Annotated in this window: 31 protein-coding genes; 23 read left to right on the top strand and 8 right to left on the bottom strand. The window is 62.8% G+C overall.

Annotated elements, in window-relative coordinates:
* Positions 1–36: 36 nt before the first annotated feature.
* From SynRS9907_RS09620 to fba, 17 genes are all read left to right on the top strand, one after another.
* Positions 37–1,632 carry a DUF3685 domain-containing protein gene (locus SynRS9907_RS09620; RefSeq protein WP_188022428.1) on the top strand — a complete coding sequence of 532 codons (1,596 nt, stop codon included), beginning with the start codon at positions 37–39 and terminating at the stop codon, positions 1,630–1,632.
* 15 nt (positions 1,633–1,647) lie between these two features.
* Positions 1,648–2,214, top strand: a complete 567-nt coding sequence (locus tag SynRS9907_RS09615) for a thylakoid membrane photosystem I accumulation factor (RefSeq protein WP_115009433.1) — start codon at positions 1,648–1,650, stop codon at positions 2,212–2,214.
* Positions 2,215–2,278: 64 nt separating this feature from the next.
* Positions 2,279–3,439, top strand: coding sequence for a F420-0:Gamma-glutamyl ligase (locus SynRS9907_RS09610; RefSeq protein ID WP_188020838.1), 1,161 nt, complete (start codon positions 2,279–2,281; stop codon positions 3,437–3,439).
* Between the two features lie 38 nt (positions 3,440–3,477).
* A complete protein-coding gene (locus SynRS9907_RS09605) occupies positions 3,478–4,509 on the top strand; it encodes a hypothetical protein (protein WP_188020837.1) in 1,032 nt (343 codons plus the stop codon).
* Positions 4,509–4,985, top strand: a complete 477-nt coding sequence (ruvX, locus tag SynRS9907_RS09600) for a Holliday junction resolvase RuvX (protein WP_188020836.1) — start codon at positions 4,509–4,511, stop codon at positions 4,983–4,985. Before SynRS9907_RS09605 ends, ruvX begins: the two co-directional genes overlap by 1 nt.
* A gap of 20 nt (positions 4,986–5,005) precedes the next feature.
* Positions 5,006–5,560, top strand: a complete 555-nt coding sequence (locus SynRS9907_RS09595) for a DUF3727 domain-containing protein (RefSeq protein WP_115009429.1) — start codon at positions 5,006–5,008, stop codon at positions 5,558–5,560.
* Positions 5,548–6,069: a YqeG family HAD IIIA-type phosphatase gene (locus tag SynRS9907_RS09590; protein ID WP_115081822.1), complete on the top strand. Its 522-nt coding sequence runs from the start codon at positions 5,548–5,550 to the stop codon at positions 6,067–6,069. Before SynRS9907_RS09595 ends, SynRS9907_RS09590 begins: the two co-directional genes overlap by 13 nt.
* On the top strand, positions 6,066–7,139 hold the full coding sequence (proB, locus tag SynRS9907_RS09585; RefSeq protein WP_188020835.1) for a glutamate 5-kinase: 1,074 nt from the start codon (positions 6,066–6,068) through the stop codon (positions 7,137–7,139). The genes SynRS9907_RS09590 and proB overlap by 4 nt, the downstream gene beginning before the upstream one ends.
* Before the next feature lie 35 nt (positions 7,140–7,174).
* The gene (gene lpxD / locus SynRS9907_RS09580; protein WP_188020834.1) at positions 7,175–8,218 is read left to right on the top strand and encodes a UDP-3-O-(3-hydroxymyristoyl)glucosamine N-acyltransferase; all 1,044 of its coding nucleotides are present in this window, start codon (positions 7,175–7,177) and stop codon (positions 8,216–8,218) included.
* Between the two features lie 32 nt (positions 8,219–8,250).
* Positions 8,251–9,324, top strand: a complete 1,074-nt coding sequence (gene leuB / locus SynRS9907_RS09575; protein ID WP_188020833.1) for a 3-isopropylmalate dehydrogenase — start codon at positions 8,251–8,253, stop codon at positions 9,322–9,324.
* A gap of 64 nt (positions 9,325–9,388) precedes the next feature.
* Positions 9,389–10,291, top strand: a complete 903-nt coding sequence (locus tag SynRS9907_RS09570; protein ID WP_114987927.1) for a phosphoribulokinase — start codon at positions 9,389–9,391, stop codon at positions 10,289–10,291.
* A 67-nt stretch (positions 10,292–10,358) separates the two neighbouring features.
* Complete coding sequence (locus tag SynRS9907_RS09565; RefSeq protein WP_115132082.1) at positions 10,359–10,646, top strand: hypothetical protein; 288 nt, start codon at positions 10,359–10,361, stop codon at positions 10,644–10,646.
* Positions 10,634–11,431 carry an A24 family peptidase gene (locus SynRS9907_RS09560; protein WP_188020832.1) on the top strand — a complete coding sequence of 266 codons (798 nt, stop codon included), beginning with the start codon at positions 10,634–10,636 and terminating at the stop codon, positions 11,429–11,431. Before SynRS9907_RS09565 ends, SynRS9907_RS09560 begins: the two co-directional genes overlap by 13 nt.
* Positions 11,432–11,486: 55 nt before the next feature.
* Complete coding sequence (accD, locus tag SynRS9907_RS09555; RefSeq protein WP_115081815.1) at positions 11,487–12,368, top strand: acetyl-CoA carboxylase, carboxyltransferase subunit beta; 882 nt, start codon at positions 11,487–11,489, stop codon at positions 12,366–12,368.
* Positions 12,365–12,736: a hypothetical protein gene (locus SynRS9907_RS09550; protein WP_188020831.1), complete on the top strand. Its 372-nt coding sequence runs from the start codon at positions 12,365–12,367 to the stop codon at positions 12,734–12,736. Before accD ends, SynRS9907_RS09550 begins: the two co-directional genes overlap by 4 nt.
* Position 12,737: 1 nt before the next feature.
* Positions 12,738–13,820, top strand: coding sequence for a Gfo/Idh/MocA family protein (locus SynRS9907_RS09545; RefSeq protein WP_188020830.1), 1,083 nt, complete (start codon positions 12,738–12,740; stop codon positions 13,818–13,820).
* A gap of 60 nt (positions 13,821–13,880) precedes the next feature.
* Positions 13,881–14,954, top strand: coding sequence for a class II fructose-bisphosphate aldolase (gene fba / locus SynRS9907_RS09540; RefSeq protein WP_114987921.1), 1,074 nt, complete (start codon positions 13,881–13,883; stop codon positions 14,952–14,954).
* Between the two features lie 108 nt (positions 14,955–15,062).
* Here fba and SynRS9907_RS09535 read toward each other — a convergent pair whose 3' ends face one another.
* Genes SynRS9907_RS09535 through purS form a run of 3 tightly spaced genes read right to left on the bottom strand, consistent with a single transcriptional unit; the run spans position 15,063 to position 16,917 of the window.
* Complete coding sequence (locus tag SynRS9907_RS09535) at positions 15,063–16,016, bottom strand: LD-carboxypeptidase (protein WP_188020829.1); 954 nt, start codon at positions 16,014–16,016, stop codon at positions 15,063–15,065.
* Positions 16,016–16,666: a phosphoribosylformylglycinamidine synthase subunit PurQ gene (purQ, locus tag SynRS9907_RS09530; RefSeq protein WP_188020828.1), complete on the bottom strand. Its 651-nt coding sequence runs from the start codon at positions 16,664–16,666 to the stop codon at positions 16,016–16,018. Before purQ ends, SynRS9907_RS09535 begins: the two co-directional genes overlap by 1 nt.
* Positions 16,663–16,917: a phosphoribosylformylglycinamidine synthase subunit PurS gene (gene purS, locus SynRS9907_RS09525; RefSeq protein WP_188020827.1), complete on the bottom strand. Its 255-nt coding sequence runs from the start codon at positions 16,915–16,917 to the stop codon at positions 16,663–16,665. The genes purQ and purS overlap by 4 nt, the downstream gene beginning before the upstream one ends.
* Positions 16,918–16,972: 55 nt before the next feature.
* On the opposite strand from purS, the gene SynRS9907_RS09520 reads away from it, so the two are divergent.
* Complete coding sequence (locus tag SynRS9907_RS09520; protein WP_188020826.1) at positions 16,973–17,377, top strand: hypothetical protein; 405 nt, start codon at positions 16,973–16,975, stop codon at positions 17,375–17,377.
* A 38-nt stretch (positions 17,378–17,415) separates the two neighbouring features.
* On the top strand, positions 17,416–17,730 hold the full coding sequence (locus SynRS9907_RS09515) for a Tat pathway signal protein (RefSeq protein WP_188020825.1): 315 nt from the start codon (positions 17,416–17,418) through the stop codon (positions 17,728–17,730).
* Here SynRS9907_RS09515 and SynRS9907_RS09510 read toward each other — a convergent pair.
* The 3 genes from SynRS9907_RS09510 to SynRS9907_RS09500 form a co-directional block, all read right to left on the bottom strand.
* On the bottom strand, positions 17,691–18,716 hold the full coding sequence (locus SynRS9907_RS09510; protein WP_188020824.1) for a mechanosensitive ion channel family protein: 1,026 nt from the start codon (positions 18,714–18,716) through the stop codon (positions 17,691–17,693). The genes SynRS9907_RS09515 and SynRS9907_RS09510 overlap by 40 nt on opposite strands.
* Before the next feature lie 65 nt (positions 18,717–18,781).
* Positions 18,782–19,399 carry a DUF938 domain-containing protein gene (locus SynRS9907_RS09505; RefSeq protein WP_188020823.1) on the bottom strand — a complete coding sequence of 206 codons (618 nt, stop codon included), beginning with the start codon at positions 19,397–19,399 and terminating at the stop codon, positions 18,782–18,784.
* A 2-nt stretch (positions 19,400–19,401) separates the two neighbouring features.
* Positions 19,402–19,719: a metalloregulator ArsR/SmtB family transcription factor gene (locus SynRS9907_RS09500; RefSeq protein WP_186510191.1), complete on the bottom strand. Its 318-nt coding sequence runs from the start codon at positions 19,717–19,719 to the stop codon at positions 19,402–19,404.
* A gap of 60 nt (positions 19,720–19,779) precedes the next feature.
* Here SynRS9907_RS09500 and SynRS9907_RS09495 point away from each other — a divergent pair, with 60 nt between their 5' ends.
* From SynRS9907_RS09495 to SynRS9907_RS09480, 4 genes are all read left to right on the top strand, one after another.
* Complete coding sequence (locus SynRS9907_RS09495) at positions 19,780–20,802, top strand: ArsJ-associated glyceraldehyde-3-phosphate dehydrogenase (RefSeq protein WP_188020822.1); 1,023 nt, start codon at positions 19,780–19,782, stop codon at positions 20,800–20,802.
* Positions 20,799–22,046 carry an organoarsenical effux MFS transporter ArsJ gene (arsJ, locus tag SynRS9907_RS09490; protein WP_188020821.1) on the top strand — a complete coding sequence of 416 codons (1,248 nt, stop codon included), beginning with the start codon at positions 20,799–20,801 and terminating at the stop codon, positions 22,044–22,046. Before SynRS9907_RS09495 ends, arsJ begins: the two co-directional genes overlap by 4 nt.
* Before the next feature lie 89 nt (positions 22,047–22,135).
* Positions 22,136–22,360 carry a hypothetical protein gene (locus SynRS9907_RS09485; protein ID WP_188020820.1) on the top strand — a complete coding sequence of 75 codons (225 nt, stop codon included), beginning with the start codon at positions 22,136–22,138 and terminating at the stop codon, positions 22,358–22,360.
* 46 nt (positions 22,361–22,406) lie between these two features.
* Positions 22,407–23,144 (top strand): hypothetical protein, encoded by a 738-nt coding sequence (locus tag SynRS9907_RS09480; RefSeq protein WP_255445858.1) that lies wholly within the window; start codon positions 22,407–22,409, stop codon positions 23,142–23,144.
* 164 nt (positions 23,145–23,308) lie between these two features.
* On the opposite strand, the gene SynRS9907_RS09475 is transcribed toward SynRS9907_RS09480, so the two are convergent.
* Both SynRS9907_RS09475 and ppk2 read right to left on the bottom strand, forming a co-directional pair.
* Positions 23,309–23,521, bottom strand: a complete 213-nt coding sequence (locus tag SynRS9907_RS09475) for a hypothetical protein (RefSeq protein WP_188022426.1) — start codon at positions 23,519–23,521, stop codon at positions 23,309–23,311.
* A 240-nt stretch (positions 23,522–23,761) separates the two neighbouring features.
* Positions 23,762–24,676, bottom strand: a complete 915-nt coding sequence (gene ppk2, locus SynRS9907_RS09470) for a polyphosphate kinase 2 (RefSeq protein WP_188020819.1) — start codon at positions 24,674–24,676, stop codon at positions 23,762–23,764.
* Positions 24,677–24,698: the final 22 nt, after the last annotated feature.

The raw sequence follows: 24,698 nt of genomic DNA, 5'->3' as shown, positions 1-24,698 counted from the left end.
CGGGTTCAACCCTTGGTCTCCCCTTCGCCGGTGCGGATGTTGCTGCTTGCTCCGGATCTGCTCGGGGAGTCGCTGGCGCTGAAACTCACCTCCGCCCGGGAGGAATGGGAGGTGGTGCTTCGCCCTGAGCGCCTGACGGGTGCCCCGGCGTTGGTGATCTGGTCGATCGACACCGTGGCCTCATTGGCGTCGCTTCAGCAGGAGCTGTTCGCTCTGCAGGAGCGCTGGCAGCCCGCCCCGGTGCTGCTGCTGCTGCCCAGCGAGTTACGCCTGTCCCGGGAACAGCTGCTGGAGCTGCCGGCGGCCGGCCTGCTGCAGAACGTTGATGCCCAGGGCCTGCAGAACGCCATCGAAACCCTGTTGCAGGGGGGGCGGGACATTCGCCTAGAAGCTGCGCCGGAGACGCCAAGCCAGCAGCAGACCATGGGTCTGGGCCAGTGGTTGCTGGTGAGTGGCCTGCAGCAGGTGAGCCGCGATCTGCAACGGGTCGAGGCTCTGCTCAATCCGCCCCCGGAGCAGCCCTTGCTGTTCCTGCTGCTGCAGGGGCGCCGCCGTGAATTGCGCTTCGCCAAGGGCTTGCTGCTCTGGCTCTGGGGACCGCTGCAGATGGGCCTCGAGCATGCAGAACCCCTGGGCCCCTCCGTGTCCAGCGATGGATCAGCCACCACCACGGCGATCAGCCTGCGCGAACGCAATGCCGTTGCCGTATGGGATGCCATCCGTGACCGCATCGATGCATCGGTTCAGGCTGGATTGACCAATTCCACCGGCCGTTTGCTGGCAATTGAGGGTCTGCACCCGGATCGTCGCCGGGAGTTGCTGCTGGCCCTGTTGCAACAGCTTGATCAGGTCTTGCAGCGCCTGCGCAGCCGCCAGGACGGCACGGCGATCGCTCAGGCCTGGGATTCGTTGCAGCCCGAGTTGCGCCAGCAGGCCCTCACCGCCCTGGCCGGCAGTTACGTCCAGATCCCCTGCGACGGCGAGCTTCAGCCGGTGGTGGCTTCGCTGCTCAGCCGTGCTGATCTCACCGGCGCCGATGGTGAGCTGCCCGATCCAACCGGGATGCTGGCACCGCTGGTGGCCGATCAACCGATGCTGGTGAACGGCCTGCTGCTGCCGGCCGATGACCCCAGGGCCTTCCTGCAACTGGAAACCCTGGTGAGCAATTGGCTGGTGAGAACGGCGGAACTGATTGGTGCGGAATTGCTCGATGCCTGTGGTGACTGGCCGGAGCTGCGCCGTTACCTGTTGCGGGACCCCCTCCTGGCCACCCGGGAACTCGACCGGCTCAGGAATCGCTTGAACACCCAGCTGCGCTGGGCGGATTGGGTGGAGCGCCCCATTCAGCTCTACGAAAGCCAGCGCACCCTGTTTCAGTTGCGCTCCGGTCGCATCGAACCGCTGCTGCTGACGGAGCCCCGCGACAAGGAGCTCAATCAGCTGGGTTGGTGGCAGCGGCAGGTGGCCTTAGTCCTGGAGGCCCGGGATGCCCTCGCACCCCAGGTGCAGGCCCTGGTGCGCCGCATCGGCGACCTTGCCGTGATCCTGCTCACCCAGGTGCTGGGGCGCGCCATCGGTCTGGTAGGGCGTGGCATTGCCCAGGGCATGGGACGCAGCTTCGGCCGCGGTTAGGCCCCTGGGTCCACAATGGCGATCCGCTGCTTCGGCTTGATGCTTGCTTTGGTGCGCTGTCTGATCACCGTTTCGATCGCCCTGCTGCTCCATGTCGCACCAGCCGCTGCTGTGTTGAACAGCGACAGCTACGACGGCAACATCTACGCCCTCTACGCCGGCAATGGCTCGTTGGTTCCTCCCGCCAGCACCTTGGAGGAGTCCCTCGCTGAGGGACGCACAGCCGTGATCGTCTACTACCTGGACGACAGCGCCGTGAGCAAACGCTTCGCTCCGGTGGTGTCGGAACTGCAACGGCTGTGGGGCCGCAGCATCGATCTGCTTCCCCTCTCCACCGATCCTCTGCAGGGCCGTGAATCCTTGGGCGCGGGTGATCCAGCCACCTATTGGTCGGGAACCATTCCGCAGGTGGTGGTGATCGGCACCGATGGCCGGGTTGTGCTCGACCAGAACGGTCAGGTTCCCCTGGCGGCGATCAACGACGCCATCAGCGCCTCCACCGGTCTTCCCGCTCCGGATCTGGGACGCATTGACCAGGAAGGCAGCTTCAACGAAGTGAACATCGAAGTCACCGCCAACTGAGACGCACACCGCCATGGCGCCTACGCTGCCGGCCAGTTGTCCCGGTCGCTGAGCCGGATCCGCTGTGTCGCTGCTGCTTGCTCCGCTCGGCCTAGGACTTGCTGTGGCCTGGCTGGAGCTCCGCCATCGCCTCAGGCCCGCCTCACCGTTGCGGATGACCCCTCGCGACTGGCGGGTTGATGATCTGGGCGGGCGGCTCCGTATCGAGGGGGTGCTGGAGATCAGCAACCCCCACCCCCGCATGGAGATTTTTGTGCCGGAGCTGCGGGTCGAGCCCGTGCTGTTGGGGTCCTCTGATCCCGCCGGCCTGGAGGTGACAACGCGGATCATTGCCGACCATCCCGACGAGGAGACCCGCGCAGACGGCTACTGGGCGGCCTACATCGTCAAAGGGCGCAAAACCACGCGTGCCCGGGTCTCGATCGAGATCACCGGCCCGACCCCATCCGCTCGGGTCGACAGCCTCTGGGTGGATGCCCATTGGGTGAATTACGGACCCTTCGGTCGCCTGCAGCGCCGTCAGGGCGTGCTGGTGCCCTTGAGCCGTCCCCAACCCCTGCAGCCCGATCAAGCCCACTTCCGCCAGGGGGAAGGCTGCCGCGTCTTGCCGCTGCGCACCCACCTGCTCGGTCCCCTGGACGACGCCATCGACGTCCTGCGCACCTACGCCGCTGATCTGGTGCAGCCCGGCGACATCCTCACCATCGGCGAGACCCCCGTGGCTGTGATCCAGGGTCGCTACCGCCATCCCAGTGAGGTGGAACCCGGCATGGTGGCGCGCCTGGCCTGCCGTGTGTTTCACCCCACCAGCAGCCTGGCCACGGCCTGCGGCATGCAGACCTTGATCGATCTGGTGGGGCCCACCCGGGTGCTGGCCGCCTGGCTGGGGGGTCTGCTGATGAAGCTGGTGGGCATCCCCGGTGGCTTCTATCGCCTCGCCGGTGACCAGGCTCGCTTGATCGACGACATCACCGGCACCACACCGCCCTATGACCAGACCATTGTTCTGGGGCCATCCCGGGCTGAGCAGTTCTGTCGTGATGCTTCTGCCGAACTCGGGGTCGACGTTGCCATCGTTGACGTCAACGACCTCGGCCGAGTGAAGGTGCTGGCCTCCAGCCCCGGCTGTGATGAGGGCTTGCTGGGTCGGGCCCTGCGTCCCAATCCCGCCGGCAATGCCAATGAGCGCACCCCCCTGGTGTTGGTGCGGCCAGGCCTGGAATGAGCGATACATTGTGAGCAGTTGGGATTGGAGGGTGTCCGGTGACAGAACCCAAGACCACCTCCATCCGCATTGAGCCCCTCAATCCGGCCCACCTGGCCCAGTGGGTTCAGGATGCGCCGATCGATCAGCTCTCACGGTTTCAGGGCTTTCTGATCGGTGAATGGCTCTCCAGAGTTGAGCAACGCTTTCCCGATCTGCTCCCCAGCCGCTCGCCCCGTTGCCTGATGGCCCTCGCGGGGGATCGCCCGGTGGCCAGTGTGGTGGCCCGGCCGTTCAACCGCCGCGGCAGCTGCTGGATTCTTCATTTGCCGGAGCTGCTGGGCCCGCTGGACGATCACAGCCATCGCACCATTCAGCAGTCCCTGCTTCAGCAGGCTTTGCAGTCGTGGACTGCTCAGATCTGCAGCTGGGTGATCCGCTGCCCGGCCACCGATGCCGATGCCATTGCCCTGCTGCGGGAGCTGGGCTTTCAACCGCTTCGTCCGTATCAGTGCTGGTGTCCACCAGGGGCTGGGGTTGATCCAAATGGCACCGATCCGTTGCCAGGGGGTCTACGCTGGGCGGCCTTGAACCGCCGCACCGCCCAGTTGCTCTGGCCGATCGAGCAGGGCGGCAGCCACAGCCATCTGCGTCAGATCACCGACCGCCATTGGCTGGATCTGCTGGACCGTAACGGCCCCGGCTGCGGCGTGCTGATGGCTGGAGATGCTGTGTTGGCGGGCTGCATCCGCCTTCCCGATGCGGGAGAGGCAGGGTTCCTGGAACTGATGCGCGATGTCGCCTGGGATCCCCGGCTGGATCAGGCCCTTCCCCAGGTTTTGAACGGGATCCTTCAGTGCGGCCGCCCCCGCGGACTGCTCACGGCCTTTGACGATGCCCCCCTCAGCCGGATCCTGGAGGCGGAGGGCTGGACCCGCGGCGACGAGCAGCTGCTGCTCGGACGCAGCATGTGGCGGCGTCAGTCACCCCAGCGCAACCTGCAGCTGACCCGATCGCTCGATCAGGTGCTGGGCCGATTGCGGCCCCAGGGCACACCCTTGCCCACACCAAGCCTGGGTGATCGGCACTGATGCGGCCGCGTCCCTGTTCGATCCTCAGCCTCGATGTGGGCCGGCGGCGCATCGGCCTGGCCGGCTGCGATGCCCTGGGCATCAGTGTCACGCCCCTCGCTGCCCTGCGTCGTGGTCGCTTTGATGCGGATCTGCTCGTTCTGCGGGCCCACTGCCGTGAACGGTCGGTGCAGGGGCTTGTGGTGGGTTTGCCTCTGGATGCCGCGGGCCAGCCCACGGCCCAGGCGGAGCATTGCCAGCGTTACGGCCTGCGCCTGGCTGCCGCCCTCGATCTGCCCCTGGCCTGGGTGAATGAACACAGCAGCACCTGGGCGGCCGGTGAACAGTTCGGGCTGACGGGCGATCGCAGCGGACGTCTGGACAGTGCAGCTGCTGCCCTGCTGCTGGAGCAATGGCTGTCGGAGGGTCCGGAGCTCAAACCGGCCCAACAGAGTGCGTCAAGGTCGGGCGCCGGGGCGGGCGATGGTGGATCCTGAGCCCAGTCAGAGCCGCGTCGATGTCTGAGTCGGGCCCCGGTAAGAGCAGCGATCACCCCACCCTGCTGGTCCGCGACCGCGAGGGCCATGACCTGCTGTGCTTCCTCGAGCATCTGATCCCCATCGAGGGGCAGGACTACGCCCTGCTCTCGCCGGTCGACACACCGGTGTCGCTGTTTCGGCTCAATGACGATGCAGAGCCGGTGCCGATCACGGAAGTTGCCAGCAGCGAGCCGATTCTCTCGGTGGCTGATGTGGTGCTCCAGGAGCACGACCTGGTTCTGGTGCGATCGGCGATCACCCTCACCGTCAGTGGTGAACTGGAGGAGCCAGATCAGGACGAGCTCGACGAGCTGGAAGAGGACGACGACGTTGATGAGGACGCCGAGACCTTTGAGCTGCTGGTGAGCTTCATGGTCGACGCGGAGGAATACGGCCTGTACATCCCCCTCGACCCGTTCCTGGTGTTGGTGCGGATGGTGGATGGTCAGGCGGTGCTGCTGAGCGACGATGAGCTTGACCGCGTTCAACCCCTGATTGAGGCGGAACTGGAGGAGCGTGAATGGCCGGATTGACGGCACAGCACTGGTTGACCCCCGATTGGGATCCCCACCTCACCATTGCCCAGCTTTCGCTGCCTCACCTCACGGCCCATGGCCTGAAGGCCGCCGTGATCGACGTTGACCGCACCCTTCTGCCCGGTCGTGACGTGACCCTGCCAGGGCCAGTGCGCGACTGGCTGGTGGATGCCGGCCGCCGCCTGCAGTTGCATCTGTTCAGCAACAACCCCTCCCGCGACCGGATTGCTGCCGTGGCTGATCAGCTGCAGGTCAGCTTCACCTTTGGTGCCGGCAAGCCCCGCCGTGGCGCCCTGCGCAGCGTGGTTCGCGATCTCGCGCTGCCCCCGGAGGCGATCGCGATGATCGGCGACCGCCTGTTCACCGATGTGCTCTGCGGCAACCGAATGGGGCTCTACACGGTGTTGGTTCGCCCGGTTCGAGACGACGGCAAGCCCTGCCGCCATGACCGTGTTCAGCGGTTTGAACGCGCCATGGCCCGCGTGATGGGGGCGCCTTCAGCATGACCCTGTGGGTCGTGAAAATCGGCACCAGCCTGCTTCGGGGGGAGACCGCCACCACGATTGATGGCTACGCCCGCTGCTTTGCAGGGGCCATGGACCGCGGTGACCAGGTGGTGCTGGTCACCAGTGGTGCCGTTGGCCTGGGCTGTCAGAAGTTGGCCCTCACCAACCGACCCGACACGGTGGTGGCCCTGCAGGCGGCTGCGGCCATCGGCCAGGGCGCGTTGATGGCGCTGTACGAACGGGCCATGGAACGCCATGGTCGTTCTGTGGCGCAGGTGCTGCTGACCCGCTCCGACCTGGCCGATCGGCGTCGGTATCAGAACGCTTCGGGCACCTTGCGGCAGCTGCTGAGCTGGGGTGTGCTGCCGGTGATCAACGAGAACGATGCCCTCTCGCCGGCGGAGTTGCGCTTTGGCGACAACGACACCCTCTCGGCGTTGGTGGCCGCCGCCGTTGAAGCCCAGCAACTGATCCTGCTCACGGATGTTGATCGCCTCTATTCCTCGGATCCGCGGGTTGATGCCAACGCCGAACCGATCTCGGATGTTCGCCACCCCCGGGAGCTGGACTCGTTGGAACAGGGGGCTGGCGACGGTGGGCGCTGGGGCACCGGGGGCATGACCACGAAGCTGTCGGCAGCCCGCATTGCCACCGCCAGTGGCATCACCGTGCAGCTCGCCGATGGCCGCGACCCCGCTCGTCTCGAGGCTTTGTTGCAGGGGGAACGGGGGGGGACGGTGTTCCATCCCCACCCCGAACCCCTGGGCAACCGACGCAGTTGGCTGGCCCACGTGCTGCGGCCTGAGGGTGAACTACAGCTGGATGCGGGGGCCTGTGCTGCGCTGCAGCACCGTGGTGCGTCCCTGCTGCTGGTGGGTGTGACCGCGGTGCGGGGTGACTTCGCCGCCAATCAACCCGTTCAGTTGCTGGACCCCGATGGAGAAGACCTGGGCCGTGGCCTTTGTTCGATGGACAGCGACCAGTTGCGGGCCGCGATGAATGACCCATCGCCGGGGGAGTCCTCCCCGGTGGTGGTGCATCGCGATGGTCTGGTGCTTCGCAGCCGTTAACCACGTCTACGATCCGCCGGACTGCCCTGGCCTCCATGCGTTTCAGCACCCTGATCAAGGTTCTGCAGACCGGTGATGCAGGCCTGCGTTGGAGCCAGCCGGGCTTGGACCCATGGCTTGAGGGTGCCGCTTCACTCGATCAGGCCTCAGCCGCCCAGCTCAGCTTTCTGGAGAAGGGCAACGCTCTCACCGCGGCCTTGGGCGCCAGCGGCGTGGGTGCCCTGTTGCTGCCCGATCAACAGGATCTGATTGATCTGGCTTCGCAGCGTGGCATCGCCTTTGCGGTCTTCGCGGATCCGCGTCTGGCCTTTGCTGAAGCCCTCGATCAGTTGCATCCCCGCCGCCGGCCCTTGGCGGAGATTCACCCTTCGGCGGTGATCGATGAACGGGCTGTGGTGGGCCCCGGTACAGCGGTGGGCCCGCGGGTCTGCATCGGGGAGGGAAGCCGTCTTGGTGCCGACTGCATCGTTCACCCCGGGGTTGTGATTTACGACAACGTGGTGGTGGGTGATGGCTGCGAGCTGCACGCCAATGCCGTGATCCACCCCGGCAGCCGTCTCGGGCGTTGCTGTGTGGTGAACTCCAATGCCGTTGTCGGCTCCGAAGGGTTCGGCTTCGTGCCGACGGCCAAGGGCTGGCGAAAAATGCCGCAGACCGGCCAGGTGGTTCTTGAAGACGGCGTTGAGGTGGGTAGCGGCACCACCATTGATCGTCCTTCCGTCGGGGAGACCCGCATTGGTGCCGGCACCAAGATCGACAACCTTGTGCAGATCGGCCATGGCGTCACCACCGGCCGTGGCTGTGCCTTCGCCTCCCAGGTGGGCATCGCCGGCGGCGCCCACATCGGCCAGGGGGTGATCCTGGCGGGCCAGGTGGGGGTTGCCAATCGTGTGGTCGTGGGCGATCGCGCCATCGCCAGCTCCAAGAGCGGCATTCACGGTGATGTGGCCCCCGGAGAGGTAGTGAGTGGTTTTCCCGCGATTCCGAATCGCCTCTGGCTGCGATGCGCCACCACCTTCAGCAAGCTGCCGGAGATGGCCAAGACCCTGCGGGAGCTCAAGCGGGACACCCCTCAGTAACCTCAGCGGTCGACCTGCCGCACCGCACCGTCATGGCTCAGCACCGCGTTGTTCTCCTGCCCGGTGATGGCATCGGCCCCGAGATCACCGCTGTCGCCCGCCAGCTGCTGGAGGTGGTGAGCCAGCGCCATGGCTTTTCGTTGAGCTTTGAGGAGCAGCCGATCGGCGGCAGCGCCATCGATGCCACCGGTGAGCCGTTGCCCGCCAGCACCCTCGAAGCCTGCAAGGCAGCCGATGCGGTGTTGCTTGCCGCCATCGGCAGCCCCCGTTTCGACAGCCTTCCCCGAGAGAAACGCCCGGAAACCGGCCTGCTCGGCCTGCGCGCCGGCATGGAGCTGTTTGCCAATCTGCGGCCGGTGAAGATTGTTCCGGCCCTCATCGATGCCAGCAGCCTCAAGCGTGAGGTGATCGAGGGGGTGGACCTGATGGTGGTGCGGGAACTCACCGGGGGGATCTACTTCGGTCAGCCCAAGGGACGCATTGAGACCGAGGGGAACGAGCGCGGCTTCAACACCATGACCTACTCCGCCTCGGAGGTGGATCGGATCGCGAAGGTGGCCTTTGAGATCGCCCAGGAGCGGCGGGGCCGGCTCTGCTCGGTGGACAAGGCGAATGTGCTCGATGTGAGCCAGCTCTGGCGGGACCGCGTGGATGCCATGGCGCCCAGCTACGGCGCTGTGGAGGTGAGTCACATGTATGTGGACAACGCGGCGATGCAGCTGGTGCGTGATCCCCGCCAGTTCGATGTGCTGCTCACCGGCAACCTCTTCGGCGACATCCTCAGCGATGAGGCGGCGATGCTCACCGGCTCCATCGGCATGCTGCCCTCCGCCTCCCTCGGCAGTGAGGGCCCTGGTTTGTTTGAGCCTGTGCACGGTTCAGCTCCCGATATCGCCGGTCAGGACAAGGCCAATCCCATGGCCATGGTGCTGTCGGCCGCAATGATGCTGCGCATCGGCCTCAAACAGGCCGCGGCTGCCGATGATCTTGAGGCCGCTGTGGATGCCGTTCTGGCCGGTGGCTTCCGCACGGGTGATCTCATGGCAAAAGGCTGCACCCAGCTGGGTTGTCGCGCCATGGGTGAGCAATTGCTCAAAGCTCTGTAAGCCAGAGATTGGTGCAATCGGGCCCTGATCTGGCAGGATCGCCGGGTCCGTAGTCCCTGCGTCGATGTCGAAGCGTCATCCGGTTGTCGCTGTTACCGGTTCTTCCGGAGCTGGAACCAGCACCGTCAAGCGCGCCTTCGAGCACATCTTTGCGAGGGAAGGCATTACCCCTGCAGTGGTGGAAGGCGACAGCTACCACCGCTACGAGCGGATGCCCATGAAACAGGCCATGGCGGATGCCTTGGCCAAGGGTGAGAACTTCTCCCACTTCGGCCCTGAGGCCAACCTCTTCGACAAGCTCGAGGAACTGTTCCGCACCTACGGCGAAACCGGTGCTGGTCAGAAGCGCTACTACCTCCACAGCGTTGAAGAAGCGGCTGAACACAATGCCCGTCTTGGCGTCAACCTCGAGCCGGGCCAGTTCACGCCTTGGGAAGACATCCCGACCGGCACTGACGTGCTGTTCTACGAAGGCCTCCATGGCGGTGTGAAGGGCGAGGGCTACGACGTGGCCGCCCTGGCCGACCTCCTGGTGGGTGTGGTGCCGATCACCAACCTTGAGTGGATTCAGAAGATCCACCGCGACAACGCTGAGCGTGGTTATTCCGCTGAAGCGATCGTTGACACGATCCTGCGCCGGATGCCTGATTACATCAATCACATCTGCCCGCAGTTCAGCCAGACAGACATCAACTTCCAGCGTGTTCCCACCGTGGACACCTCCAACCCCTTCATCTGTCGGAACATCCCGACCCCGGATGAAAGCTTCGTGATCATCCACTTCCGTAAGGGTGCTCGTGAGAAGTGGGGGATCGACTTCGGTTACCTGCTGAACATGATCCACGATTCCTTCATGTCCAGCCCCACCAGCATCGTGGTGAACGGCGGCAAGATGGGCTTCGCCATGGAACTGATCCTCACTCCGATCATTCACCGCATGATCGAAGAGAAGAACAAGCTCAGCTGATCGCTTCTCCTATCAACAATCGTCTCTACTATGGGCTCATCTGAGTGATCAGGTGGGCTCTATTTCTTTGTCAACGCCCTCCTTTGAAATCCGCGGGGCCTCGGGGGCGCCCTCGACGCCCCGCTGGGACCGCATTGACAGCCGCTCGCTGATCGCCCAGGCCCGTCGCATTTATTTCGCCTATCTTTCCAGCACCCCTGCGGGGCAGGAGCCTCTCGGTGTTGTGGTGGATCCGCAGGAACCCGATGGCCGCGTGGTCTTCGAGACCCCTGTTCTTCTGCCGGACGAAGAGTTCATTGCCATCGATCTGATCCGGGGGCGCACGAGTCGTGGTCGGACCCGATGGAAGGGTTGATCCTGGCTTGGACCGGCCTGCTGGGCGCCTGCGTCGGCAGCTTCACCAACGTGGTGGCCTGGCGCTTGCCCCGCCAGGAATCGGTGGTCTTCCCCGGCAGCCACTGCCCCAAATGCGGCCATGCCATCCGCTGGCATGACAATCTCCCGGTGCTCGGTTGGCTGCTGCTGAGGGGCCGCTGCCGCGACTGTGATGCAGCGATCAGCTGGCGCTACCCCGCTGTGGAGGCCCTGAGTGCCGGCCTCTGGATCTCGGCGCTGTTGGTGTGGCCTGGTGCTGGTGGGGAGCTGCCTGATCTCTGGCTCCCCTGGGCTGGTTTCCCCCTGATCGCGCTGCTGCTGCCGCTGGTGTTGATCGATCTGGATCACCTTTGGTTGCCGGAGCCCCTTTGCCGCTGGGGGGTGGTGCTGGGCCTGCTCGTCAGCACCGCTGCTGGCATTCCTGTTCTGGCCAGCCATTTGATCGCCGCGGTGCTGGCCCTGGTGCTGTTGGAAGGCCTCAGTGCCTTGGCCGAGCGGTTGTTGGGACAGCCTGCGCTGGGCCTGGGCGATGCCAAGTTGGCGGCGCTGGGTGGGGCATGGCTGGGCCCCGGGGGCATCGCAGCGGCAATGGCCCTTGCGGTTGTCTCGGGAGCTTTGGTTGGAAGCACCGCTCGTCTCAGCGGCCGGTTGGGCCCCAGGGAACCGTTCCCCTTCGGTCCCTTCATTGCCCTGGGCATTTGGCTGGTCTGGTTGACCGGTCCTCAGTGGTGGTGGAGCACCTGGTTGATGCTGTTGGGCGCTTGATTCCCCAGCGTCTCTTCCCAGTCCGGCTTTTAATGGTGTGAGCTGACGGCCCTGTGTGTCTCTGTTCGATTGGTTTGCTGATCGCCGCAAGGGTCAGTACGTCGCCAACGTCAAGCAGGAACCCGATGAAGGCGATGGGCTGTGGAGCAAATGCCCGGAGTGTGGTCAGGTCGTTTATCTCAAAGACCTGAAACTCAATGCCAGTGTTTGCGCCAACTGCGGCCATCACCACCGGATCGACAGTGCTGAGCGCATCGCACTGATCGCGGACCCCGACAGCTTCCAGGTGCTGAATGCGGATCTGTCACCGGTGGATCCCCTCGGATTCAAAGACCGGCGCGCCTATGCCGACCGGCTGCGGGAAAGTCAGGCCTCGACAGGGCTGCGGGATGGTGTCGTCACCGGGCTCTGCCGGGTGGAAGGCATCCCCATGGGCCTGGCGGCAATGGACTTCCGCTTCATGGGGGGATCGATGGGCTCGGTGGTCGGGGAGAAAATCACCCGTCTGATCGAGGAGTCCACCGCCCGCAAGCTGCCGCTGCTGATCGTTTGTGCCTCCGGTGGTGCCCGGATGCAGGAGGGGATGCTCAGCCTGATGCAAATGGCGAAGATCTCCGGAGCGCTGGAACGCCACCGCGAAGCCGAGCTGCTCTACATGCCCTTGCTCACCCACCCCACCACGGGGGGTGTGACCGCCAGTTTCGCCATGCTGGGCGACCTGATCCTGGCGGAACCGAAGGCGTTGATTGGTTTTGCTGGCCGCCGGGTGATTGAGCAGACCCTGCGGGAGAAGCTGCCTGACAATTTCCAGACGGCTGAATATCTGCAGGAGCACGGCTTCGTGGACACGATCGTTCCCCGCACCCAGCTGCGCTCCACCCTGGCCAATCTTCTGCGTCTGCATGGCTGCAAACCGATGGAGCTCACCAGCGCATGATCCGAGCTGGTTGTGTGCTGATCCTGGCCTTGGTCTGTTGGGTTGCCCCCGTGCTGGCGGGCCCCGTGGAATGGATCGAGGTACCTGCCACCGACGCGGGCCAGCAGTGGTGGGACCGCGGCAGTGTGCGCATCGATCGGGATGGATACCGCACCGTGCTCAGCCGGTTCACCCCAGCGGCCACTGAAGATGGAGAGCAGCCCCCCGGCGAGCTCTATGTGATGCAGCTGGACTGCTCCCAGGAGCTGTATCGCGACAAACAGGTGAATGGTTTGCCGCGTTTTCGTGCCCAATGGCAGCCTTCCGGCGATGACGGGCTGATCACCTCCGTGATTGAGGCTGTCTGCACCGAACCACTCTCCAGCTGAGATGTCCCCACAACCCCTTGGTGTTGCCGTAGCCGGTCTCGGCTTCGGGGAGAAGGTGCACCTGCCGGCCCTTGAGGCAGCGACTGATCTCGAGGCAGTGGCGCTTTGGCACCCGCGCCAGGAGCGCTTGGATGCCGCCACGGCCGCCCATGGCTTGAAGGGATTCAGTGACTGGGATGCCCTGCTGGCCGATCCCGCGGTGGACGCGGTGATCATCGCCACCCCACCGGCACCCCGCTTTGACCTGGCCCGTCGGGCCCTGGAGGCGGGCAAGCATCTGCTGCTGGAAAAGCCCATCGCGCTGCATGCCGATCAAGCCCGCGAGCTGCAGCGGCTGGCCCTGGCAAGGGGGCTCTCAGTGGCTGTGGACTACGAATACCGGGCTGTTCCCCTGTTCATGCAGGCCGCACGCCTTCTGCAGGCCGGTGCTGTCGGTACGCCCTGGCTGGTGAAGCTCGACTGGTTGATGGGCAGTCGTGCCGATCCCCAGCGCGGCTGGAACTGGTATGCCCAGGCGGATCAGGGCGGCGGTGTGATCGGAGCCCTCGGAACCCATGCCATGGACATGCTGGCCTGGCTGATCGGTCCCCTGGGGGCCGTCCAGGCCCTGAACAGCGTTTCAATCAAGCAGCGCCCCCACCCCGATGGTGGCCTGGCCGCCGTGGACGCCCCCGATGTGTCGCTGCTGCAGACCGTGGCCCATTGGCAGGGGAGGCAGGACCTGCCAGTGCCGGCGCAGGTCAGCCTCAGTTCCGTGTCGCGCAACGGTCGCGGGTTCTGCCTGGATGTGGTGGGGTCGTCGGGATCGCTGCTGCTCAGCAGCACCAATCAGAAGGACTACGTGCATGGCTTTGAGCTGCAGCACGCCCCGCTCGGTGAGCCCTTCCGCGCCGTGGAAGCCGATGCCGATTTCGCCTTCCCTGAAACCTGGTCGGATGGCCGCATCGCCCCTGTGGCCAGGGTGCTGGGCTGGTGGGCCGAGAGCATCCGCAGTGGGCGACCGATGCTGCCTGGACTGGCCGAGGGCGTGGCCAGTCGTGTGGCCTGCGATCAAGCAGCAGGCGGCACATTGGATCTTGCGTAACACGCGGTAAAATTGCCGGCGATTCGTCTTTGACGACCCCAACCCTCCGAGGATTTATCCATGGCGCTCGTTCCGCTTCGGCTCCTGCTCGACCACGCCGCTGAGAACGGCTACGGCATTCCTGCGTTCAACGTGAACAATCTTGAGCAGGTCCAGGCCATCATGGAAGCGGCTGACGAGACCGACAGCCCTGTGATCCTCCAGGCCTCCCGCGGCGCCCGCAGCTACGCCGGTGAGATCTTCCTGCGTCACCTGATCCTGGCCGCAACCGAGACCTATCCCCACATCCCCGTGGTGATGCACCAGGACCACGGCAACGCCCCTGACACCTGCTACTCCGCTGCCATCAACGGTTTCACTTCCGTGATGATGGACGGTTCCCTGGAAGCCGACGCCAAGACTCCCGCCAGCTACGACTACAACGTCAACGTCACCAAGCAGGTGGTGGACTTCGCCCACTCCGTGGGTGTGAGCGTTGAGGGTGAGCTGGGTTGCCTGGGCTCCCTGGAAACCGGCAAGGGTGAAGCCGAAGACGGCCACGGTTTTGAGGGCGAGCTGTCCAAGGACATGCTGCTCACCGATCCCGCTGAGGCTGCCGACTTCGTCGCCAAGACCAAGTGCGACGCCCTGGCCATCGCCATCGGCACCAGCCACGGCGCTTACAAGTTCACCCGCAAGCCCACGGGTGAAGTGTTGGCCATCAGCCGCATCGCTGAGATCCACAAAGCCATCCCCAACACCCACCTGGTGATGCACGGCTCCTCCTCCGTTCCCCAGGAATGGCTGGAGATGATCAACAAGCACGGTGGTGCCATCCCCGAGACCTACGGCGTTCCCGTCGAGGAAATCCAGGAAGGCATCCGCAACGGTGTGCGCAAGGTGAACATCGACACCGACAACCGTCTCGCCTTCACCGCTGCTGTGCGTGAAGCGGCCATGGCCGATCCTTCCAACTTCGACCCCCGCCACTTCAACAAGCCGGCTCGCAAGTACATGAAGCAGGTCTGCCTGGACCGTTACCAGCAGTTCTGGGCTGCCGGCAACGCCAGCAAGATCCAGCAGCAGAGCATCACCTACTACGCCGGCCTCTACGCCAAGGGTGCTCTTGATCCCAAGGCTGCCGTCGCTGCCTGATCATCACGATCAACAGATCAACAGATCACTCGCTGGGGGCCGAAAGGCCCCTTTTTTTGTGGTGCTGCTCGATCGGGAGCAGCGTCACGCTTTGATCAGGTCATCGCATCAGGCCATCAGGCTGAGCAGGCCGTGCTTGCCGTCCAGCTGTGCCTGCGCTCCCAGGGGCAAGGCCTGGTTGGGCCGTCCATGGCCCAGCGGCAGATTTAGCACCAGTGGAATGCCCAGATCACCAAGGCGTTCCTCCAGGATCTCGTCCATTGTGAAATCGCCGGGAAGGATGTCGTCTTCAGCCCAGCTGAAGCGGCCGCAGGCCACCCCCGCCAACTGCTGCAACAGGCCTGCGCTGCGCCACTGGGTCAGCATCCGATCCACCCGGTAGGGCGCTTCGCCCACGTCTTCCAGCACCAGGATGGCCCCCTTCAGGGAGGGAAGCCAGGCTGTGCCGATCAAGTGGGTCGCCACGGTCAGGTTGGTGACCACCAAGGGTCCGCGGGCGATCCCCCGCCGTCGTGGCTCGCCCAGCAGGGGGGCCACGGGACGGCCACAGAGCAAGTCCACCGTGCGTTGCCATTGCGCCTCTGTGCCGCCGCTGGATCCATGGATGGCCCCCGGCAGGCCAGCAGCCCACTGGGCCAGCAGCAGGGAGCTGGTGTCGGAGAACCCCAGGCTCCATTTGGGATGGCGCGGAAAACGAAAACCGGCTTCGAGCACGCGGGCGGCCCCCCAGCCCCCGCCAAGGGTCACCACGGCATCCACCGTTGGATCGTTCCAGGCTGACCTCAGATCCTCAACCCGTTCCTGGTCGGTTCCTGAGAAATAGCGCCATTGACGGCTGACGGCTGCGGGAATCTCCAGATGCCACTGCTGTTGATCACAGCGTTCGCGCAAGGCTTGAAGATCCGTGTCCGGATCCATCCAGGTGCCGGGGTTCACGGCGCGGATGCGTGATCCAGGCTTCAGTGGTCTCAGCCTGCGCTGGGCCGCCATGGCCCTGGGGGAGAGCAGGGCCGTGATGATCGTGGATGCCCCTGAGATCAGCAGCGTCCGGCGGGTTGGCATCAACCCAGCAGGGCTTCCAGCATGCGGCGGCCGTCGCTTCCTCCCGTGGCCGGATCACAGGCCCGCTCGGGGTGGGGCATCAGGCCCAGAACGCTGCCGCTGGCATTGGTGATGCCTGCGATGTCGGACACCGACCCGTTGGGGTTGTTGCCGTAGCTCAGGGCGATGGCGTCGTCGTCCTGCAGCTGCTTGAGCGTGTCATCGCTGCACTGGTAGCGGCCTTCACCGTGGGCGATCGGCAGGGTCAGGGCCCCGTCGTTGTACCCCTGCATCCACGCCGTGCGCTGGCTCACCACCTTGAGGGGTGCGTCTTCACAGATGAAGTGCAGATCCCGGTTGCGGGTGAGGGCACCGGGGAGCAGGCCCAGTTCCGTGAGCACCTGAAACCCGTTGCAGATGCCGAGCACGCGACCGCCCTTGGCGGCAAAGTCGATCAAGGACTGCAGGGCTGGTGCGAAGCGGGCAATGGCGCCGCAACGCAGGTAGTCGCCATAGCTGAAACCGCCCGGCAGAACGATGGCATCAAAGCCACTGAGGTCGGTTTCCTCATGCCAGACCCGACGCGTGCTCATTCCAAGGCAACCCTCGGTCGCCCATTGCACATCCCGGTCGCAGTTGGAGCCGGGAAAAACGATGACCCCGATGCTCATGACTGCTGCAGCTCCAGGCTCCAGTCTTCGATCACCGGGTTGGCCAGCAAGCGATCACTGAGCAGTTCCAACCTGCGGCGGGCCTCGGCCTCATCAGGAGCCTCAATCTCCATTTCAACGGCTTTACCGATCCGCAGCTTGCTGAGGCCTTCCACCCCAAGTCGTTCAGCGGCACCACGCGCGGCTTCTCCGGCTGGATCGAGTACGGAGGGGCGCAGACGCACGAGGACGCGGGCTTGAAAACGCGGCACGATCAGCAACTGGTCTGATCAAATCCTGACAGACACCAAACCCTGAAGAGATCCGGTGCGCCTCAACGGCGTGACCATCGCCCGGCCCCATGGTGAAAAGGAGGCCTTTCGCCAGCGTGCTTCCGAGTCTGTGTCTGTGTTTCGCATTCAGCTCTGGACCGCGGCTCTGCTGCTGATGGGCAGCTCTGCAGCTGGAAGCTCAGCAGCAGCGGCTTCGATGCGCTGCCGGATCGCGCAGCAGGCCTGGAGTCCCTGTCGGATGGTGGCGTCCAGTCCTGGAGAGCGCTGGGTGTTGACCTGGAATCAGCAGCGCGTCGAATTTGTCCATGACGGCAGCAGCCAGATGATGATGCGGGTTGGTGAGGGCGCGGACTGGCGGGAGGTGCAACCCTTCTGGACGGCGGACCACAGCCTCTGCTGGGGTTCTGTTTGTGCCACGGGAGACGTTCCGTTGGAGTGAAACCGGGGTGATAGATCTGAATTGAGGGCAGATTCCCCATGGCAGTTTTTTCTCTCCCTTGTTCCAGCTGTGGAACACCCGTTGAGATTCCGGGGCGTTACGGCTTCAAGTTGAAGAGTGCAGGCGTCACCAACACGGTGTGCACCCGCTGCCGGCAGGGGGCATTTCTGGCGTCACGACGCGACAACCTCTCCAGCCCGATCGCCCTTGCTTCCAATTCTGATCGTCGTCGCCTGATTCCCCTCACCGCTGCTGTGGCGGCCTTGGCCCTGTTGATCGGTGGTGTTATTTGGCGCTCTGCTGTGCCGACGGCTCAGGAGGCTTTGCCGGCGAGTGAATCTCCCTCCAAGTAGAGCGTCCTGCTTGGGAAGGCAAAGTCGATGCCTGCTTGGGCGAAGGCCTCCATGATTCCGAGGTTGATGGCTTGCTGTTCGTTCAGAGCGACCGTGAAATCACGGGTGTCGATGTAATAAACCAGTTCAAAATTCAAGCTTGAATCAGCAAATTCGGTGAAGTGGCAGCGGTTGAAGGTGCTGTGGGCCTGATCATCGATCACGGCCTGAACCATCGTCGGGATTGCCTTCATCTGCTCGAGCGATGTGCTGTAGGTGACGCCAATCGAATAGATCATCCGGCGTTGCGCCATTTCAGCGAAATTGAGGATGGTGGAGCCTGTAAGGGTTGAGTTGCTCATCACCACCTGTTCGCCGCGCAGGCTGCGCAGATGGGTGGAGCGAACACCGATGCGTTCCACTGTTGCTGAGGTGGAGCCCACCGTGATGAATTGCCCAACGGTGAAAGGCTTGTCCAGAAGAATCATCAGGTAGGCGAACAATTCCTGGGCCGGTTCTTTCAGGGCCAAGCCAATGCCGATGCCGCCGGCACTGAGCAAACCCCAGATCACCGTCATCTTCACGCCCAGGCTCTGCAGCAGCACCAAGGTGCCGATCGCCCACACCACGGTTTTCAGAAGCGGGAGCAGGCTTTGGAGGAGTTGTTGAAGATCATCCGCGCCTGCACGGCGCACCAATCCGAAAAGGAATCGCGCTCCGATTCGGTTGACCAACCGAATCAGAATGATCGTGCCGACAATGCGCAGCGAGGTGTCGTAAGCCCTGGCAATGTTGTTGGGCATGCGCAAATCATCCTGGGCAAGAATCAGGGTGACCACCAAGCCGAAGGGCACCACCGAAGCGGTGAAGGCGTTGAGCACGAAGTCGTCGAAGTCGGTTTTGCTTCGCTTCGTGAACCGAGGAAAAACTGTCTTACAAAGGAACGCCAGGGTCAGGGTGATGGCTGAACCGAGCAGGAGCTTCGCTAAGAAATCAGTCAGATCCATCGCTCACACCGGAGATACTGCGTGATTGTCGACGGCCTTCCAGACGCTGGCAAGCGAGGTGGGGCTCAAGCGCGCTGAAACACCAAAGTCAGATTGTTGGCGGGCATGGAGACCACGTTTTCGGTGTTGAAGCCAGCCTTGGCGGCGATGGCTGTTACGTGATTCAGCTCCCTCAACCCCCATTGATGGTTGCGTTCCCTGAGGGATTGGTCGAAGGCGGCATTGCTTGCACTGGTGTGAGCACCATTGCGCATGAATGGGCCATAAATGATCAAGGGGGCGCCGCTGGGCAGCAACAGGGCGGATTCCTCGAGCACGGCATCGGTGCAGCTGGCTGGGCTGATGTGCAGCAGGTTGATGCACACAACAGCCTTCACGGCCCCGTGGAGGTTCCGGGGCAGGGGCCAGGGGCGGTGTTCAACATCGAGGTTGAGGGCTGCTGGCATCACCTGGCCCAGACCCTGGTGCTGGATCCAGGCGTTGATGCTGGCGCGATGGTCTGGATCCGGATCGCTGGCCTGCCAGCGCAGATGGGGAAAGCGCTGCTGAAAGCAAACGGCGTGCTCACCACTGCCGCTGGCCAGTTCCAGCACGGCTCCTGAGCCAGGCAAGAGCTGCTTCAGCAGATCTCCGATGGGGCCGCGGTTGCGTTCGGTGGCCGGGAAGAAAAGCCGTTGGTCCATCGTCAGCTTGGGCAGGGGGTAGCGCTCTGGCTGCAGTGGCGGCGCAGTTCGGCCAGCCAGGCTTCCAGGGCTGCCAGGGCATCCGGTTGCAGCCGGTAGTAGATCCAGCGGCCGCTCTGCCGATCCGTCAGCAGCCCCGCCTCTCGCAGCACCCTGAGGTGGAACGAGAGCTTCGACTGGGAGAGGTTGAGCTCACCGGTGAGGTCACAGACGCATCGTTCCCCCTGTGCCAGCGCATGGATCACGTCGAGACGGATCGGGTCGGCCAGTGCTTTGAGCAGCTGCCTCGACTGCTCCCTGTTGAGGGTGTTCTGGATCACAGGAGCAGTGTCCCCCGCTCTGTTTGGATCAAGATAATTTGATTGATCAAAGGAGCTGGTATGCGGATCGGCATCAATGGCTTTGGACGGATTGGTCGCCTGGTGTTCCGGGCCCTCTGGGGACGGCCCGGCATCGAACTGGTGCATATCAATGATCCCGCTGGCGATGCAGCAACGGCGGCCCACCTGCTGGAGTTCGATTCTGTGCATGGTCGCTGGGATCGAGGAATCACCAGCAGTGCTGATGGATTCAGCGTGGAGGGATCCGCACTCACCTGGTCCAGCGAGAAGGACCCCACCGCCGTGCCCTGGAGCGATCGGGGGGTGGAGATGGTGCTTGAAGCCAGCGGCAAGATCAAAACGCCGGAGACGCTCAATCCCTATTTCGATCAGCTGGGCCTCAAACGGGTGGTGGTGGCCTGTCCCGTGAAGGGTGTCGTTGCCGGTGAGGACGCGCTCAACATCGTTTACGGGATCAATCACCACCTCTATGAACCGGCGCGCCACAAGTTGGTGACGGCCGCCTCCTGCACCACCAACTGCCTGGCGCCTGTGGTGAAGGTGGTGCACGAGAGCTTCGGCATCGAGCACGGCCTGATCACCACCATTCACGACATCACCAACACCCAGGTGCCGATCGATTCCTTCAAAAGCGACCTGCGCCGGGCCCGCTCCGGGCTCAGCTCACTCATTCCCACCACCACCGGCTCGGCCAAGGCGATCGCGATGATCTTCCCTGAGCTGGAGGGCAAGCTCAACGGTCATGCCGTTCGTGTTCCCCTGCTGAATGGATCGCTCACCGATGCGGTGTTCGAGCTCAAGCAGAGCGTCACGGTGGAGCAGGTGAATGCTGCGTTCAAAGCTGCTGCGGAAGGGCCTCTGAAGGGAATCCTGGGTTACGAGGAACGCCCGTTGGTGTCCTGCGATTACACCAACGACAACCGCAGCTCGATTGTCGATGCCCTCTCGACGATGGTTGTCGATGGCAACCAGTTGAAGGTGTTTGCCTGGTACGACAACGAATGGGGCTACAGCTGCCGCATGGCCGATCTCACCTGCCATCTGGTTGGGCTCGACGGATGAAGCTCTCTCCTCTGCAGCAATACGGCATCGTCACCGCCAATTACTGGGCCTTCACGCTCACCGATGGGGCCCTGCGGATGTTGGTGGTGTTCCACTTCCATCAACTCGGCTACACCACCCTCGAGATCGCGTTCCTGTTTCTTTTCTATGAGTTGTTCGGGGTGCTCACCAACCTGTACGGCGGTTGGATCGGTGCCCGCTACGGGCTACGGCTCACCCTCTGGGTGGGAACGCTGCTGCAGATTCTTGCGTTGTTGATGCTGATGCCCGTCGCCGCCAGTTGGCCGAAACTGTTGAGCGTGATCTATGTGATGACCGCACAGGCCATCAGCGGCATCGCCAAAGATCTCAACAAGATGAGCGCCAAGAGTGCCATCAAGACGGTGGTTTCAGAAACGCCGGAGGATCAGCAGCAGGGGCAGCAGCAGCTTTTCAAGTGGGTGGCGATCCTCACGGGATCCAAGAACGCCCTCAAGGGTGTGGGCTTCTTTCTCGGTGGGGTGCTGCTCACCGCCTTTGGCTTCAATGCTGCCGTGGGCTGGATGGCGGCAGGTCTTGCCCTGGCCTTCGTGCTCACGCTGGTGCTGCCTGGGGAGATCGGAAAGATGAAGTCCAAGCCGGCCTTTTCGTCGCTGTTCTCCAAATCCCAGGGCATCAACGTGCTGTCCTTGGCGCGCTTCTTTTTGTTTGGTGCCCGGGATGTTTGGTTCGTGGTGGCCTTGCCCGTCTTCCTTGAGGCCTCCCTGGGCTGGAGTTTCTGGGAGATCGGTGGCTTCCTCGGTCTCTGGGTGATTGGCTACGGCATCGTTCAGGGATCAGCGCCTGGTCTGAGACGGCTTTGGGGGCAGACCACATCCCCGGGACCATCTGCTGTGCAGTTCTGGAGTGCTCTGCTCACCGCCATTCCCGCCCTGATCGCGGTGGCGCTGTGGCGCCAGGTGGATGTGGCGGTCGCCATCACCGCAGGCCTAGCCGCCTTTGGGGTGGTGTTCGCGATGAATTCGTCGATCCACTCCTACATGGTGCTGGCTTACACCGATGCGGAGAGCGTCAGCCTCAATGTGGGCTTCTATTACATGGCCAACGCTGCCGGACGCTTGGTGGGCACGTTGCTCTCGGGGGCAGTGTTCATGCTCGGCCGAACCGAAGCCGCGGGCATGCAGGCCTGCCTCTGGGCTTCATCCCTGCTGGTGTTGTTGTCGTGGTTCAGCAGCCTCAGATTGCCGGTTGTGGCCAAACTCTGAATTTCTGCTGAATATCGCCGCGTTGGTAGGGATTCAGACACCCGCAAGCAGCGATTTTCTACTGAATGGATGAAATCACTTCTGATCCCATGCGTGACGAGCCTGGCAGCCCCGATTGTCGTTTGGTGATCGATGCCAAGCGATCCCTGGAGGATGTGCTGCGTTTGATCGCTGATCTGCCCCATACCGACCACATGCGGCGGCAGCTCTTGTCGGTCTACAACCAGCTGGAGGGCATGCACGACCTGAAACGCAGTGGTGGCGCCAATGTGTCGTTTCGTTCGGCCGATTGGAGTTCTTCGGCGAAGTCATGACGTTCCAGCCGTCGCTCATCAGACTTTGAGTCGCTGATTGGAATCTGTGGCCTGGCTGGTTGCTTCCCTCTGTGTTCTGGCGATTGGAAGTTGCCATTGGTTGGCCGGTTGGGTTGCCTCATGCCCAGAGCAACAACAGCAGCGCTGGGCGTCCGTTGGAGGGGGCGCCGGCTTGGCTTATGTGTTCATCCATTTGCTGCCGGAGTTGGCATCAGGCGGATCTGAACTCTCCGACGTTCGAGGGCTCATCGATTACGTGCCGGCCCCTTTGGTGGATGCCTTGCTGTTTCTGGTTGCTCTGGGCGGTGTGCTCGTGGTTTTTAGCTTGAACGTGCTGATGAAGCAAAGGCAGGGTGCACCGCCTTATGCGGTTTGGCTGCAGCTCTTCAACTTTGCTGCCATCAATTACCTCTATGCCTACTCCTTGCCGTCATTGATCACAACAGGTGTTGGGTACGGAATTTTGTTCACGGTGGCGATTAGTGCTCATGTGTTGTTGATGGACCGCTATGCAGCCGAGCACCATCCGCAGCGATTTCGTCGTCGCAATCGCTGGATTGGAAGTGCTGCCCTTGTTCTGGGTCTTCTGCATGCCTTTGTGTTTCACCCAGTGGATGCGCTCACGCTGGCCACTGCGACGGCGTTCTTGGGTGGAGGCCTCTTGATGACGGTGTTTCGTGACGAATTGCCGGATCTTCAACAGGCTCGTTTGCCTTGGCTTTTGGCGGGATGTGGCGGGATGGGAGGTCTTTTGCTGCTGCAACTCTTGATCTCTGGCCATTAGCTAGCAGCATGGATAAGGTCAGGTGTCGCCTTTCGTTGTCCTGAGAGATGTTTGAAAACGACCGACGTCCGGCTTGGCTGAACTGGGTCTTCCTGGGGATGTTCCTCTGGTCGTCGTGGCAGCTGTTTGGGTTTTGGTCCCAGCGGCTGAGTGGTTGAAGGGCTTTAGACCAACATGCCGGTCAGACGCAGAGTTCCCCACAGATCGAAGACGCAGAAAATCAGTCCGATCACGATGATGTCCCAGGCTTTGTGGCGGATGGCCCATGGGGCAAGGAACAACTCCGCAATCCCATGCAGTGCCGTTCCAATGGTGATGTGCTCCAGCACCAGTAGACCGTGGGCCACCAGGAACAGTGCGCTGGCGATACACCGCATTAGGACTTGCCAGGAACCGAGCAAAGCCTGCAGAACTGGAAGGTCAATCACCTTAAAGCGTGCTGCTGTGTGAACTCAAGCCAAGCAAGGTGGTTTTTTTGCGGGTCGGCTTGCTTTTAATTGAGGAAATGAACGGGAAAATAATTATTTTTTGCATGAAAAAAGCTGCTTCATTGAAGCAGCCCAGGCTGATGATTGATCTGAACTTATTGCTTTTTTCTTGTTGTGCAGTATTTTTTCTCAGTCCTTGTATGGATAGTTGTTGGGTACAAAGAATTGCTCGTTGAAGGGAGGCCGTTTGTAGCTTCCTTGCTTCGGGCGCTTCGGCATCTTGATGGGTGGTGGTGTCATGTCTTCATAGGGCACCTTGCTGAGGATGTGGCGCAGGCAATTCAAGCGGGCGCGGCGCTTGTCATTGGCCTCCACGGTGAACCATGGGGCTTCCGGGATATGCGTCTTGGCAAACATGGTGTCCTTCGCTTTCGAGTACTCCACCCAGCGGTTGCGCGACTCGATGTCCATCGGACTCATCTTCCAGCGACGCTCTTCGTTATCAATGCGTTCCTGGAAACGTTTTTCCTGTTCGTCATCGTTGATGGAGAACCAGTATTTGAGCAGCAGGATTCCGTCCTGCACCAGCATTTGCTCAAACTGTGGGCACGACACATAAAACTGCTCCACTTGTTCGCGTGTCGCGAAGCCCATCACCTTTTCCACGCCGGCCCGGTTGTACCAGCTCCGGTCAAAGACAACGATTTCTCCGGCACTGGGAAAATGCTCCACATAGCGCTGGAAATACCACTGGCTTTTCTGATGCTCTGAAGGCGTGCCCAGGGCCACCACCCGGCATCCCCTGGGGTTCAGGGGCTCCGTCAGCCGTTTGATCGATCCTCCCTTGCCTGCGGCGTCCCGTCCTTCGAACAGGATGATCATGCGAAAGCCTGTGGCTTTCACCCAATACTGCATCTTCACCAGCTCCGTCTGGAGTTTGGCCAGCTCTTTTTCGTAGACCTTTTTGTTCAGCCGTTTGTGCTTGTTGGAGCAACCCTCCTGCAGCTCCACCATGATTTCCTGCGGTTGGTCGACGTCGCCATCGCTGTAGTGATCGATGGCCTCGAGGACGGCTGTCATGTCGTGGTCGACGGGCTGGCTCATGCTTTCGTTAGATCGCCAGTTC

It is taken from the genome of Synechococcus sp. RS9907, from assembly GCF_014279615.1.
Taxonomy (GTDB): domain Bacteria; phylum Cyanobacteriota; class Cyanobacteriia; order PCC-6307; family Cyanobiaceae; genus Parasynechococcus.
Note: the sequence above shows the minus strand (reverse complement) of the source record. Positions and strands in the feature narration are given on the sequence as shown.

What these genes read in the sequence shown, in the direction of transcription:
- ppk2 (WP_188020819.1), bottom strand. Translation starts at nt 24,676, where the DNA reads ATGAGCCAGCCCGTCGACCACGACATGACAGCCGTCCTCGAGGCCATC.
- SynRS9907_RS09510 (WP_188020824.1), bottom strand. Translation starts at nt 18,716, where the DNA reads ATGGATCTGACTGATTTCTTAGCGAAGCTCCTGCTCGGTTCAGCCATC.
- purQ (WP_188020828.1), bottom strand. Translation starts at nt 16,666, where the DNA reads ATGAGCATCGGGGTCATCGTTTTTCCCGGCTCCAACTGCGACCGGGAT.
- SynRS9907_RS09545 (WP_188020830.1), top strand. Translation starts at nt 12,738, where the DNA reads ATGTCCCCACAACCCCTTGGTGTTGCCGTAGCCGGTCTCGGCTTCGGG.
- SynRS9907_RS09535 (WP_188020829.1), bottom strand. Translation starts at nt 16,016, where the DNA reads ATGCCAACCCGCCGGACGCTGCTGATCTCAGGGGCATCCACGATCATC.
- lpxD (WP_188020834.1), top strand. Translation starts at nt 7,175, where the DNA reads ATGCGTTTCAGCACCCTGATCAAGGTTCTGCAGACCGGTGATGCAGGC.
- SynRS9907_RS09485 (WP_188020820.1), top strand. Translation starts at nt 22,136, where the DNA reads ATGCGTGACGAGCCTGGCAGCCCCGATTGTCGTTTGGTGATCGATGCC.
- proB (WP_188020835.1), top strand. Translation starts at nt 6,066, where the DNA reads ATGACCCTGTGGGTCGTGAAAATCGGCACCAGCCTGCTTCGGGGGGAG.
- SynRS9907_RS09515 (WP_188020825.1), top strand. Translation starts at nt 17,416, where the DNA reads ATGGCAGTTTTTTCTCTCCCTTGTTCCAGCTGTGGAACACCCGTTGAG.
- SynRS9907_RS09590 (WP_115081822.1), top strand. Translation starts at nt 5,548, where the DNA reads ATGGCCGGATTGACGGCACAGCACTGGTTGACCCCCGATTGGGATCCC.
- SynRS9907_RS09570 (WP_114987927.1), top strand. Translation starts at nt 9,389, where the DNA reads ATGTCGAAGCGTCATCCGGTTGTCGCTGTTACCGGTTCTTCCGGAGCT.
- fba (WP_114987921.1), top strand. Translation starts at nt 13,881, where the DNA reads ATGGCGCTCGTTCCGCTTCGGCTCCTGCTCGACCACGCCGCTGAGAAC.
- SynRS9907_RS09560 (WP_188020832.1), top strand. Translation starts at nt 10,634, where the DNA reads ATGGAAGGGTTGATCCTGGCTTGGACCGGCCTGCTGGGCGCCTGCGTC.
- ruvX (WP_188020836.1), top strand. Translation starts at nt 4,509, where the DNA reads ATGCGGCCGCGTCCCTGTTCGATCCTCAGCCTCGATGTGGGCCGGCGG.
- SynRS9907_RS09495 (WP_188020822.1), top strand. Translation starts at nt 19,780, where the DNA reads ATGCGGATCGGCATCAATGGCTTTGGACGGATTGGTCGCCTGGTGTTC.
- SynRS9907_RS09615 (WP_115009433.1), top strand. Translation starts at nt 1,648, where the DNA reads ATGGCGATCCGCTGCTTCGGCTTGATGCTTGCTTTGGTGCGCTGTCTG.
- SynRS9907_RS09550 (WP_188020831.1), top strand. Translation starts at nt 12,365, where the DNA reads ATGATCCGAGCTGGTTGTGTGCTGATCCTGGCCTTGGTCTGTTGGGTT.
- arsJ (WP_188020821.1), top strand. Translation starts at nt 20,799, where the DNA reads ATGAAGCTCTCTCCTCTGCAGCAATACGGCATCGTCACCGCCAATTAC.
- SynRS9907_RS09620 (WP_188022428.1), top strand. Translation starts at nt 37, where the DNA reads ATGTTGCTGCTTGCTCCGGATCTGCTCGGGGAGTCGCTGGCGCTGAAA.
- SynRS9907_RS09475 (WP_188022426.1), bottom strand. Translation starts at nt 23,521, where the DNA reads ATGCGGTGTATCGCCAGCGCACTGTTCCTGGTGGCCCACGGTCTACTG.
- SynRS9907_RS09595 (WP_115009429.1), top strand. Translation starts at nt 5,006, where the DNA reads ATGTCTGAGTCGGGCCCCGGTAAGAGCAGCGATCACCCCACCCTGCTG.
- leuB (WP_188020833.1), top strand. Translation starts at nt 8,251, where the DNA reads ATGGCTCAGCACCGCGTTGTTCTCCTGCCCGGTGATGGCATCGGCCCC.
- SynRS9907_RS09505 (WP_188020823.1), bottom strand. Translation starts at nt 19,399, where the DNA reads ATGGACCAACGGCTTTTCTTCCCGGCCACCGAACGCAACCGCGGCCCC.